General features: G+C 69.4%; 12 protein-coding genes. 1 reads left to right on the forward strand and 11 read right to left on the reverse strand.

Annotation, left to right across the window (positions count from 1 at the left end):
* Positions 1-24: 24 nt before the first annotated feature.
* The gene (locus G6N49_RS17445) at positions 25-1,074 is read left to right on the forward strand and encodes an LLM class F420-dependent oxidoreductase (RefSeq protein ID WP_011854870.1); all 1,050 of its coding nucleotides are present in this window, start codon (positions 25-27) and stop codon (positions 1,072-1,074) included.
* Positions 1,075-1,084: 10 nt separating this feature from the next.
* On the opposite strand, the gene G6N49_RS17450 is transcribed toward G6N49_RS17445, so the two are convergent.
* From G6N49_RS17450 to G6N49_RS17500, 11 genes are all read right to left on the reverse strand, one after another.
* Complete coding sequence (locus G6N49_RS17450; protein WP_011558548.1) at positions 1,085-2,374, reverse strand: hypothetical protein; 1,290 nt, start codon at positions 2,372-2,374, stop codon at positions 1,085-1,087.
* Between the two features lie 3 nt (positions 2,375-2,377).
* Positions 2,378-2,683 carry a DUF7162 family protein gene (locus G6N49_RS17455; RefSeq protein WP_011558547.1) on the reverse strand — a complete coding sequence of 102 codons (306 nt, stop codon included), beginning with the start codon at positions 2,681-2,683 and terminating at the stop codon, positions 2,378-2,380.
* A 39-nt stretch (positions 2,684-2,722) separates the two neighbouring features.
* Positions 2,723-4,060: a phosphoglucosamine mutase gene (gene glmM, locus G6N49_RS17460; protein WP_041309493.1), complete on the reverse strand. Its 1,338-nt coding sequence runs from the start codon at positions 4,058-4,060 to the stop codon at positions 2,723-2,725.
* Between the two features lie 96 nt (positions 4,061-4,156).
* Complete coding sequence (locus G6N49_RS17465; protein WP_011558545.1) at positions 4,157-4,528, reverse strand: hypothetical protein; 372 nt, start codon at positions 4,526-4,528, stop codon at positions 4,157-4,159.
* Positions 4,529-4,908: 380 nt separating this feature from the next.
* Positions 4,909-5,343 (reverse strand): hypothetical protein, encoded by a 435-nt coding sequence (locus G6N49_RS17470; RefSeq protein ID WP_011558544.1) that lies wholly within the window; start codon positions 5,341-5,343, stop codon positions 4,909-4,911.
* Positions 5,344-5,680: 337 nt separating this feature from the next.
* Positions 5,681-6,157, reverse strand: a complete 477-nt coding sequence (gene rpsI / locus G6N49_RS17475; RefSeq protein ID WP_011558543.1) for a 30S ribosomal protein S9 — start codon at positions 6,155-6,157, stop codon at positions 5,681-5,683.
* A complete protein-coding gene (gene rplM, locus G6N49_RS17480) occupies positions 6,154-6,597 on the reverse strand; it encodes a 50S ribosomal protein L13 (protein WP_011558542.1) in 444 nt (147 codons plus the stop codon). Before rplM ends, rpsI begins: the two co-directional genes overlap by 4 nt.
* Before the next feature lie 263 nt (positions 6,598-6,860).
* Positions 6,861-7,157, reverse strand: a complete 297-nt coding sequence (locus G6N49_RS17485) for a WXG100 family type VII secretion target (protein ID WP_011558541.1) — start codon at positions 7,155-7,157, stop codon at positions 6,861-6,863.
* A gap of 20 nt (positions 7,158-7,177) precedes the next feature.
* Complete coding sequence (locus G6N49_RS17490) at positions 7,178-7,501, reverse strand: WXG100 family type VII secretion target (protein ID WP_011854869.1); 324 nt, start codon at positions 7,499-7,501, stop codon at positions 7,178-7,180.
* 53 nt (positions 7,502-7,554) lie between these two features.
* Complete coding sequence (locus tag G6N49_RS17495; RefSeq protein WP_234786900.1) at positions 7,555-8,703, reverse strand: type VII secretion-associated protein; 1,149 nt, start codon at positions 8,701-8,703, stop codon at positions 7,555-7,557.
* Positions 8,700-12,389, reverse strand: coding sequence for a type VII secretion protein EccC (locus G6N49_RS17500; protein WP_011854867.1), 3,690 nt, complete (start codon positions 12,387-12,389; stop codon positions 8,700-8,702). Before G6N49_RS17500 ends, G6N49_RS17495 begins: the two co-directional genes overlap by 4 nt.
* Positions 12,390-12,498: the final 109 nt, after the last annotated feature.

Genomic DNA, 12,498 nt, shown 5'->3' on the forward strand with positions numbered 1-12,498 from the left:
ACCGGTTGGGTGTATAAACCTTCCATGGCTTCTCTGCGCACTGGCATCTTCTTGAGTTATGCGGGCGGTTTCCGTGAGGCCGTCGAGGACGTGGTCGAACTCGAGAAGACCGGGGTCGACATCGCCCTGGTCGCGGAGGCCTACTCGTTCGACGCGATCAGCCAGTTGGGTTACCTGGCCGCCAAGACCTCGCGCATCGAACTCGGTACCGGGGTGGTGCCGATCTACGTGCGGACGCCGTCGCTGCTGGCGATGACCGCGGCGGGCCTCGACTACGTCTCCGACGGCCGGTTCCGGTTGGGCATCGGCACGTCCGGCCCGCAGGTGATGGAGGGTTTTCACGGCGTCCCGTTCGACGCGCCACTGGGCCGCACGCGCGAGGTGGTGGAGATCTGCCGGAAGGTGTGGCGCCGCGAGAACGTCGAATTCGACGGCCGCTACTACCAGATTCCGCTGCCTGCCGACCGTGGCAGCGGCCTGGGTAAACCGCTGCATCTGATCAATCATCCGGTGCGCGAACGCATTCCGATCACCATCGCCGCCCTCGGACCCAAGAACGTCGAGCTGACCGCCGAGATCGCCGAAGGTTGGCAGCCGGTGTTCTTCCACCCCGAGAAGGCGGATGCGGTGTGGGGTGACGCGCTACGCGCGGGCTACGCCAAACGCGACCCGGCGCTCGGACCGCTGGACGTGATGGTGAGCGCCGCGCTGGCGATCGGCGACGACGTCGAGGACCGGTTGCAGTGGGTGAAACCGCAACTGGCGTTGTACATCGGCGGTATGGGCGCCCGGGGCAGGAACTTCTACCACAACCTCGCGACGCGCTACGGTTTCGGCGAGGTGGCCGATCAGATCCAGGATCTGTACCTGTCGGGCAAGAAGGCCGAGGCAATCGCTGCGGTGCCCGACGACCTCGTCCGCTCGGTCTCGCTGATCGGTTCGAAAGCTTTCGTCAAGGAGAGGTTGGCCGCCTTCGTCGAGGGCGGTGCCACCACCCTGCTGCTGCAGCCGGTGACCGCCGACCGCCGCGAATCGGTGCGTTTCGTGGAGGACTTGCAGGAGCTGCTCCCCTGAGTCGCGGAACTCACTCGCCAACCTGCGGAACCTCGTTCGCGGCGATCTCACACGGTGTCGCCGAGTCCGGCCCGGGTGGCGGTGCAATCGGTTCGGCCAATGGAGCCGCGGGCGCCGGGGGCGGCGTCGGGGCGGGCGGCTCGGGCACGGGCGGCGAAGGCATGGGCTCGTCGGCAGTGGCATCGACAGTGGCGGCCTCAGGCTTTTCAACCGCGGCCGGCTCCTCGGGCTCGGATTCCGGGTCGGGCTCAGCCTTCTGTTCTTCGGCCTCTTCGTCGTCCTCTTCTTTGTCGTCTTCGTCTTCGTGCGCGTCTTCGTCGAGTTCGAGCGCGTCGTCGGGCTCGTCGAGATCGGGCGGGTCACCGAGTGCCTCGCCGAGCGAGGGCATCAGGCCACTGACCATCTCGCCGAGTTGCTGACCGAGACCCCCGACACCACCGGATAGACCCGAAAGACCCGAGAGGCCCGAGCCCATATCCGGTAGCGCGCCCGCCGTGGGCATCGGCGCCGTGGGCATCGCGGCTGCGGCCGCGGGTTCGGTCATCGGCGCGGGTGCCGTCGCAGGTGGCGGCGGCCCCGGCGCGGCCGCGGCCACAGTAGGCGTGGGCGCAGGCGACCATGACTCCGCAGGCTCCGGAAAGCGCGGTGGCCCTTCGCTTCTCACCGCAGTGGTGGCGGTGTCGAAGCACTGCGCGACTGCCGCGCTCGCAGCCTCCATGGCGGCGACCCACTCCGCTCGCACGTCCTGTTCGACGAACGGTGCGACGTGGGCGTCGACCAATTCGCTGGCGGTGGCCTGGTCACCCACCCCCGTGGTGACGGTCTCCGCGGCCGCCCGCCATTCCCCGCGCACGCCGGCGGTTCGCGCGTCGACGGCTTCCGCGGCTGCGACCTTGGCGTCGACGATCCGCCAGAGCTCGTCGCGCAGGGCGCCCACCTGCTCGGCCGCGGTGGACAGCGCGGTGACCGCTTGCGCCGATGCGGCACTGTGCCGGTGCAGGAACTCGGCGGCCGCATCCGCACCCGTCCCCGTCCACGCCGCACTCAACGCATTCAGCTGCGCGTCCTGCAGTTCCTGAGCCTCGCGCACCGCGGCGACCGCCGCGCGGAGTGCGGCGTGGTCGGCGTCGAGCGCGTACAGATCCAGGCCCGCCTCACTGGCGTAGGCCTGCTCCAGCCGGTCGTTCAGGCCGTGACCGCAGGTGCCGAGCACCTGACACGCCGAGACGTAGCGCGTGAAATCGTCGACGGCAGGCCGTCCTTCGGCCAACCGGCCCGCCACATCGAAGGTCCCGGCCACGGCTCACCGCACCCGCAATGCCGCGTCGGCGTCGGCCTGGGCATACCGAACGGCCGACGCGCGCAACTCCGAAGCGACCCCACCCGCCGAGCGCGCCCACCCGCGCAGCGCGACGACGACATCGTCGAGCGCGGCGCGCAGCGCCTCACCGTGGGCGGTGTGGTCCCGGCCCGCAGCGGAGCCGTCGAATGACAACGCGGAAAGGTGTGTGCCGACCGCCGATTCGACGATGTTGGCCACGGCGTCGTACTGCCCGGCGATGCTGACAAGTGCCGCACCGTCGACGCGGGCGGCCCGAACTGCTCCCATGCCAGATTAGACGCCGCGCGGTGCGCGGCGGTTCCACCGTCAGCGCTGTTCGCTCACCGATTCCGCGACCCGGACCGCCAGCTGGCGGGCCGTGTCCTCGTCGGCCGCCTCGACCATCACCCGGACCACCTGCTCGGTGCCCGAGGGCCGCAACAGGATTCGCCCGGTGTCCCCGAGCGCCGCCTCGGCCTCGGCGACCGCGCTCTGCACCGATGGCGCTTGTGCGACGGTCGTCTTGTCGGCGACCTGGACGTTGATCAGCACCTGCGGCAACGTGTGCATCGGTTCGGCCAGCGCCGCCAGGGATTTACGCGTCTGGGCCATCCGCGACATCAACCGCAGACCGGTGAGGATGCCGTCACCGGTGGTGCCCATCGAGGGCATGACGATGTGACCGGACTGTTCGCCGCCCAGTGAGTACGACCCGGCCCGCAACTCCTCGAGCACGTACCGGTCGCCGACGCTGGTGGTGCGCACCTCGATGCCCGCGTCCCGCATCGCCAGATGCAGACCGAGATTGCTCATCACCGTCGCGACCAGGGTGTCGGAGGCCAACTCCCCGGACTCGCGCATGGCCAGCGCGAGCACCACCATGATCGCGTCACCGTCGATCACGCGTCCGTTGGCGTCGACGGCCAGGCACCGGTCGGCGTCACCGTCGTGGGCCAGACCCAGATCGGCGCCGTAGGACACCACGGCGGCCTGCAGGGTCTCCATGTGGGTCGACCCGCAGCCGTCGTTGATGTTGAGCCCGTTGGGATCGGCGTTGATGGTCAGCACGTTGGCACCGGCGGCACGGTAGGCCAGCGGTGCGGCCGCCGACGCGGCGCCGTGGGCGCAGTCGACCACGACGGTCAGCGCGTCGAGGCGGGTCGTCACGGCCTTGCCGACATGCCGCAGATAGCGGTCGAGGGCGTCGGGGGCGTCCACCACGCGGCCGATTCCCGCGCCGACCGGGCGCTCCCCCGGCCCCTGCTGCACGAGTTCGGCGATGCGGTCCTCGGTGGCGTCGTCGAGTTTGTGCCCGCCGGGGCCGAAGATCTTGATGCCGTTGTCGGGCATCGGGTTGTGCGACGCCGAGATCATCACGCCGAAGTCGGCGTCGTAGGCGCTGGTCAGATAGGCCACTGCCGGGGTGGGGAGCACACCGACGCGCAGGGCGTCGACGCCTTCGCTGGTCAGCCCGGCGATCACCGCCGCCTCCAGCATCTCGCCGCTGGCGCGGGGATCGCGACCCACGACGGCGACTCGGCGCCGGGCATGTCCGGCGGTGCTCAGCCGGCGCGCGGCCGCCGAGCCGAGCGCCAAGGCGAGCTCAGCGGTCAGGTCGCGGTTGGCGACCCCGCGCACGCCGTCGGTGCCGAACAGTCGAGCCATGCCGACAAACTTCTCACACATGGCGCCCGCGGAGCCAACTGCCGGACAGCACACCGCCCGCATCCGAGGGGGATGCGGGCGGTGGCTTGGTCCTGGTTATCCCTGGGGCCGGTTGGCGGCGCCGGGAGCCTGCTCGGAGCTACCCGGGCCGTTTTGGGTCACGGTGACCCCACCGGCATCGGCGATCTCGCATTTGGTGATCTGGGTACCGGCAGTGTCGACCTGCGTGACCTCCTCGCTCAGGAGCCCGAGGTTCGCGTCCGCCACGTCGCACAACTGCGCGACGACGTTCGCGGCGACGCCGACGTTCACGTCTTCAAGAATCGTCACATCGCCGATGCCGACATTCACCAGGCCATCGCCGATGATCGTGTCGGGCTGCGCCTGCGCGAGACCCATTCCGGCCGAGAACATGAGCGCTCCACCCATGACGGCACCAGCGGACGCACGCTTCACAATGCTCTTCACGTAGATAACTCCTCTATCAGTCGTAGAAGCGCGATCCGGCCCCCAAAAGAGACTGACCCATACCGGCGGCGGGAACGGCCCACCGTCGCCATTTCGACGTCGCGCTTCCACGAAGAGGCTTCCTTGATCCAACCGTGTTCAAACCGAAATCTCACCGAAATTTCATCAGCAAAGTGTATAATCAGCCAAATCTAATTAACTGCCACGTAAAACGGGCCGCCGCCGATACGCTGGTGAACGCACCACAGAGTCCTTCGCCGCGCCGCCGCTCGTTGTTACTGGAACCTCCGACGCAACCGCGCCCAGCACCGACGCGAAAACCCCGGAAACGACTCACCGCCCGCATCCGGGTGGATGCGGGCGGTGAGCAAGTGGATCGATTACCCGATCGGGGCGCTGTCGGCCGGCGCGGTCTCCGCCGACTCGGCCTCGCCCGGAACCTGCGCGCCGTCCGGGGTTGCGGCAGGCGCCTCAGCGGGCACCTCGGCGGCGGGCGCCTCAGCAGGCACACCGTTCTTGATGGCCAGCGCGCCACCCGGCAGGTTCTCGCACACCGTCTGGTCGGTGCCCTCGCTGGTGACCTTCTCGACCAGGGCGGTCACATCCGAGGCCGGGGTCCCGCAGATCGCACCGGCGGCGGTGGCGGCCGTATCGACGTCCACACCCTCGAGGATCGCGGTGGTGCCCACGGACACGGTCACGACGCCCTCGGGCGCCTCGACCGGCTGCGCGTTGGCCAGGCCGAGCCCGGCGGTGAACAGGAGTCCGCCACCCAGGATGGTGCCGGCGGCAGTGTTCTTCAGGATCTTGTTCATGGGGAGTGCTCCTTTTCAGTCACGAAGCCACGGCCCGGTGCGGTACGAGTGACTGACTCGCCCCCGGAGGCAGAAGGTCTGCCGACGCCGTCCGACGGCGCCCGTGCTTCGACTTCGAGGGTTTCCCAACCGGGCGCCGGGTTCAAGCCGCCCGCGGAGCAATGCGCATTTACCCCGGGTTGTCTAATTAACTGAATGGACGCTGTCATCCGTTGAATTCGCAGGGCAAATACGATTCGGATAACGCGCCGATTTTACTCGATTCGCATTGTGGGACGGCTCACAAAAGACAAATCGCCGGGCACATCGAAATGTGCCCGGCGATTCGGTGGAACGATCAGCGCTTGCTGTACTGAGGCGCCTTACGGGCCTTCTTGAGGCCGTACTTCTTGCGCTCGATGGCACGCGGGTCACGGGTGAGGAACCCGGCCTTCTTCAGCGCGGGACGGTCTTCCGGCTGCACCAGGATCAACGCGCGGGCGATGGCCAGACGCAGGGCGCCTGCCTGGCCGGACGGCCCGCCGCCGTCGAGGTGGGCGTAGACGTCGAAGCTCTCCAGCCGGTCGACCAGGACCAGCGGGGCCTTGATGAGCTGCTGGTGCACCTTGTTGGGGAAGTAGGCCTCCAACGTGCGACCGTCCAGGTTGAACTTGCCGGTGCCGGGCACCAGGCGCACCCGCACAACGGCCTCCTTGCGGCGGCCGACGGTCTGGATCGGACGGTCGATGTACACCGGCTCGCGGGGTTCGACGTCCGCGGCGGTCGCCTCGTCGGTCGTCGGCTCGACGGTTTCGGTCTCCACTGCCTCGGTCACTGCGCCACCTGCTTGATCTCGAACGGAATCGGCTGCTGTGCAGCGTGCGGGTGGTTCGGACCCGCGTACACCTTGAGCTTCTTCTGCACCTGCCGGCTGAGCTTGGTGTGCGGCAGCATGCCGACGATCGCGTTCTCCACGACACGGGTCGGGTGCTTGATCAGCAGCTCACCGATCGTGCGCCGGCGCAGGCCGCCGGGGTAACCCGAGTGGCGGTAGGCGTACTTGTTGTTGAGCTTGTCGCCGCTGACGGCGATCTTCTCGGCGTTGATGACGATGACGAAATCGCCACCGTCGACATTGGGCGTGAATGTCGGCTTGTGCTTGCCGCGCAGCAGTTTGGCTGCTTCGACGGCGAGCCGGCCGAGCACCACGTCGGTGGCGTCGATGACGTACCACGAACGTGTGGTGTCACCCGCCTTCGGCGTGTACGTAGGCACAGTGCTTACCCTTCTCATCTCGGGTTTTACCCCGCTCGGACCCCGGTGACCCGGGTGACGGTCTGGCGTGACGGAGGGTGGTCCCGGCGACCGACGTTGACCCGGGGACCCGCGTTACCGTGACGGCACCGCACGCCAACGTGGCAGCTTACCTGCGCGCGTCGTCGCAGGTCAAAACGCGGTTGGACACCACTCGCACAGAACTGTGCGGTCCCGCCGGGCTCCCCTCCCGTTGGGACCGCACAGGGTCTGTGTGCGTGGGATCACCACCCCCACGCGTTGGCCGCGCTGCGGTCGGTCGCCGCGACGTCGTCGGCGCCGTCGCGCACGGCCCGGCCCAGGCTGAACAGGATCTCGTTCAGCGCCGCGGCCGCCTGATCCCAGCGCAGCTGCTCGGCGCGGTACGCCTCGGCGGCGTGGCGGGTCCACACCTGCTGCAACGGGGCGATCTGCGCGCGCAGTTCGTCGAGTGCGGCGTTGAGCCGGCCGTGCGTCGCGTGGATCTCCTGGCGGACGGTGTACTCGATCTGGTCGAAGTCGTAGGACAGAACCTGGTCCATGGTGTCTCCAATTCTCGCTGCTACAGGGAGGTGCCGACGACACCGATTTGGTGGGAGTGCCCGTCGGAGGCGGCGATCAGCGTCTGCTGGTTGCTGCGCATGGTTTCGGCGATGCGCTGCAGAGCGGTGTGCAGCTTCACCGATTCGCCGTTCCAGCGGTCCACCACTTCGCGGAACCGGACGGCCGCCACCCCGCCCCACACCGACGGCGGCACGCTGGTCATCCGGCCGATGAACGATTGCAGCATCGCCCGGATCTCTTCGTTACGGGCGTCGATCGCGCCGGCGACAGAGCCCATGAGCTCGAAGTCGGTGTTGAGCGCGCCGCCGGTGGGTGTCGTCATCGAGGGGCTTCCCTTCTGTTGCGGTCGGATATGACTTACGACGGTGCCGATGCTCATCCGGTTCCGTTCTCGGACATGTTTTTTCCGAACACCGCGTGCGCCGAGTGCACCGCGGCGTCACACGCCGACCGAACGGCGTCGGTTCTGCCCGGTGGGCTCTGGCAACCGATCCCGATCCGCAGCGTGTCGTCGACGAGCACCACCCAGTCGGTCTGGTGCCTCGCCCGACGCTCCCGGTACGTGACGACGGCCCGACCGCCGCGTTCGTCGCGGGCGTGGAAATCGGTGAACACCCCGGGGGGCTGCGCCTCGAGCGCGCCGAGCAGTGTGTCACCCACCTCTCCGAGGGACTGGGCCCGCGGCAGCGGCGACTGCGTGACATGCAGCGCGACAGCGGGATCCGCGGGTGACGTGATCTGCACGCGGGCCGATCCGCCGCCGTCGGTGATGCGCCGAACGGTCCACAGCGCGGGTACGACGACCGCGGCGCGACCCTCCACCAGGAGGGTGCTCGGCTCCGCCGGTGGCGGTGCCGGCTCGTGCGTGACCACCGCCGCACCGACACCCGCCGCGGCCACCAGCGCCCCGGCCAGTACCGGTATTGCGCGTCGCCCGGACCGTCTCGGCGGTGGTGCGGCGACGGGACGGGTAGGGATCTGAACCACCTGGGTGGCGGCCGGTGTGACGGTGACCCCGGTACGACGGAGGGCGGCCGCGATCGCCGTCGCCAGTGCGCTCCCACCGACACCCGGCGGCGCATCGACGACGACCGTTTGCGCGTGGCCGATTTCACGAACGACCGCCGCGCACACCGCGTCGTCGGACGTGCGGGTCAGGGTGCAGATCCTGGCCGCGGTGACGGCGACATGCTCTGCGGCGATCTCCACGACCGCGTCGTATCCGCCGCCGAGCGCCTCTGCGCGGGTGACGGCGACCGCGGCGCCGCAGATGTCGCCCGCCGCGTCGAGTACCGCCTGCACCCGGCGCCTGCTCCACCAACCGGGATGCACCACCGCGAGCTCGTCGGCACCGGGACCGACGGCCGACCGCAGGAGATCCGTCATCACCGCGCGGACGCGGACCGGACCGTCTTCGACGAGCATGAGGGTATCGTCGATCGATTCGATTGCCGCAGTGGCCAACTCATCGTCGACCCGGTTGGGGCCACGCATCGCGACCGGACCGACCTCAACGGTGGTCACGGCGGATCGGTCCACGCCACCTGGATCAGCTGCTCGCCGGCGCCACGGGTGATCAGCGTCGCGCGCCCGGGGGCCAGCGCGCTGGGACGCGCGGATCCCAGAAGCACGCCTTCCTCGGGGCCGGCGCTCATCATCAGCCCCATCGCGCCCAGATCGCGCAGCCGTGCCAGCAGCGGATCGAACATCGCCCGGGCCGCACCGCCGGAGCGGCGGGCCACGATCACGTGCAGTCCGACGTCGCGCGCATGCGGCAGGTACGTCAGCAGCGGTGTCAGGCCGGCGCCGCCCGCCACCAGGTCGTAATCGTCGATGACGACGTAGATCTCCGGACCCGACCACCAGGATCGGGTGCGCAGCTGCTGCTGGGTGACATCGGCGCCCGGCATCCGGGCCGCGAGGCGCTCGACCAGGGCCGGCACCGCGGCGGCCAGAGCGGCCTCCGCCATCACGTAGCCGGTCAGATGCTCGGATTCGACGACCCCGAGCAGGGTGCGCCGGAAATCGACGACCAGCAGCTGCACCGCCTCGGGCGAACTGCGGGCGGTCAGCCCGGTGCACAACGCGCGCAGCGCCGCGGTCTTGCCGCACTCGACGTCGCCGAGCACGATGAGGTGTTGCTGCGCCGCGAAATCCAGTGTCACCGGCGCATTACCGTTCTCACCGATTCCGATGACCACCCGGGTGGGTGACTCCGCGGCTGCCAGGTCGTGGCGGTGGACGAGCGGGGGCAGTTGCGTGATCGGTGGTGCGTTGCGGTGGCCATAGCGGATTCGCAGAGTGTCCGCGGCCGCGGTGAGGGCCGCCGCGAGCCCGTCGGCGGTCGGTTGACCGTCGAGGCGCGGCACCGCGATCACCGTCTCGTGTCCGTCGCGGGTGAGGCCCCGCCCAGGCGTGCCGTCGGCGAGTTGCCGGGCCCGCTTGCGGTCCATCTCCGACTCCGCCGGATCCCCCAGTCGCAGTTCGATCCTCGTGCCGAGTTGGTCCTTGAGCGCGGGTCGCAGATCGGCCCACCGCGAGGCGGCCAGAACGACGTGGATCCCGTAGGACAACCCCTGTACGGCCAGCGCGGTGATCGACGGCTCCAGCTGCTCGAAGTCCCGGCGCAGCACCGACCAGCCGTCGACGACGAGGAACACCTCACCGTACGGGTCCGCTCCGGTGGCGGGATCGCCCGCGGCGCGGCGGCGCCGGTACTCGGACATCGACTCGATCCCGCCGCGCCGGAAGCGTGATTCCCTCGTGCGCAACAGACTTTCGCACTCCGCGACGATCCGCCTGAACAGCTCGGTGTCCTGCCGGCCGGCCACCGCCCCCACGTGCGGGAGTTCCGACATCGCGGCCAGGGCGCCACCGCCCAAGTCGAGGCCGTAGAACTGCACCTCGCGTGGATCGTTCGTGGCCGCCAGCGCCAGCATCAACGTGCGCAGCGCCGTCGACTTACCCGAGCGCGGACCTCCGATGACGGCGACGTTGCCCGCCGCTCCCCCCAGGGCGACGGTGAAGAGGTCGCGACGCTGTTCGAAGGGGCGGTCGACGAGGCCGATCGGCACCGTCAGCGGCGCGGCCTGGTCGGTGGGGGCGCGCGACAGCACCGCATCGAGCGCGGACGCACGGGACAGCGGGGGCAGCCATACGCGGTGTGCGGGCGCGCCGAACCCCGCCAGCCGATCCACCACGGTGTCGAGCACCGTCGGCGCCGACCGGCACGCCGACTCCGGGACAGGGTGATCCGGCTCCTGACGGACAGCGGTGAACAGCCGGGGTCTCGGGTGTTCCTCAGGAGGCGCCGGGTTCGCGGTGACGGGGCCGGAGACGAACGCGGTGCGGAACCGGGTCATGTCACCGGACGCCGTCTTGAGGTAACCCACTCCCGGCGTGTTGGGCAGTTCGTGGGCGTCGCCCACTCCGAGCACCGCACGGGATTCGGTGGCCGAGAACGTCTTCAGGCAGATCCGATACGACAGGTGGGTGTCGAGCCCACGAAGCCGGCCCTCGTCGAGCCGTTGACTGGCCAGCAGCAGATGCATGCCCAGCGACCGGCCGACCCGCCCGATCGCGACGAACAGCTCCGCGAAATCGGGCTGCTGGGCGAGCAGTTCGGAGAACTCGTCGACCACGATCAACAGCACGGGCAGGGCCGTCAGATCGGGTCGGGATGCCTGCGCCTGCCGGTAGCCGGCGATGTTGGCGAGGTTGCCCGCGGACCGCAACAGCTGCTGGCGGCGGTGCATCTCACCCGCGAGGGCGTCACGCATGCGCGCCACGAGGTGCGACTCCTCGTCGAGGTTGGTGATGACGGCCGAGACGTGGGCGGTCCGCTCGAGACCGAGAAACGTGGCCCCGCCCTTGAAGTCGACGAGGATCAGGTTCAGTTCATCCGGCGGATGGGAGGCGATCAGTCCGAGGGTCAACGTACGCAACAGCTCCGACTTGCCCGAGCCCGTGGCCCCGACGCAGAGCCCGTGTGGTCCCATTCCCTGCTGAGCGGCTTCCTTGAGATCCAGTTCGACCGGTGTTCCGTTGTCGGACAATCCGATCGGCACCCGCAGGAACCGGTCCTGGGGCGGCGATCGCCACGCCGCGGCGGGGTCGAGCGTGGTCGGATCGGTGATGCCGAGCAGGTCCTGCCAGTTCCTCGGCGTGCCGCGGACCGGCGCCTGCGCGACCCGACCGGCACTCGCGGCCAACCGCCTGACACAGGCGTCGGCCTGATCGGTCGTGAGGCCGTCTGGGCGGCCCGCGCGGTCGTCACCGGTGCGGTCCCGGATCGTCAGTTCCCCGGCTTCGACGTGCACCGTCATGTCACCGCGGTCCGGGCCACCGAGACACAGCACCGTCAGATCCGGTGCACGCGCCGGTGGTGGGACGCCGTCGACGATCAGCAGGGTATGCCCGCCGGATGACCGGTGGTGCGGTGTCCACTTCAGCCACTCCCATTCACGGGCGGCCGCCGCGCCGGACTCCGCACGGACGGAGATGTCCCCGGGGCCGTGCAGAGTGACGAGTTGGCAGAGCGCTGACCTCGCAAGATCCCGCACCGCCACCGGATCTCCGGTGACACAGATCAGCCCGGGTTCGGTGACCTTCACGGTGAGCGGCAGACCGTCGACCGTGGCCCGGTCCCGGACCAGCGTGCGCACCGCTTCGGCGGTCACCGGGTCGACGTCGTCGGTCCGGCCGGCCTCCGGGGCGATGAGTCGCACACTCATGGGCGCTCGGCCGAGACCGATTCGCACACAGCCGAACCCGTCGCCGTCGACCGTCTTCTCCCACATCCGTGCGCTGCCGGCGATCGCCCACAGTGTGTCCGGGTCGGGGTGCAGGCGGTGCTCGTCGTCGTACTGTCGGCTAGCGGTGCCGGCGACGGCGTGGTCCACACCGTCGAGGTAGCGCAGATACTCGCGTCGGTGTCGTTCCACCTCGGCGCCGCGTTGGGTACCGCGGGCGCCGAACGCCAGGGTGCCGACCAACGACATCACCATCATGACGGGAAAGAACCCGAACATCGGGCTCCTGGCCTGACCGGCGCCCGAGCTGAAGTACAGCAGCATCATCCCGCCCGCGGCGACCAGCATCGCGAACGGCATCAGCCGCGCCAGCGGATGCCCGCCGGTCGGACGCGGCACCGGCGGCGGCGCGTCCAGTGTGAATTCGCCCTTACGGGGGATGCGTTCGGAGATGTCCATCAGTGGTTGGACGGTGCCCGGCGCCGATCGGTTCCCTGTCCACAGGAACCGAATTCGGTGCGCGGGACTGTCGTGGCGCGCGGTTACGGTGGCGACATCTCAAGCGATG

Origin of the sequence: Mycolicibacterium monacense (assembly GCF_010731575.1) — a bacterium.
Lineage (GTDB): Bacteria > Actinomycetota > Actinomycetes > Mycobacteriales > Mycobacteriaceae > Mycobacterium > Mycobacterium monacense.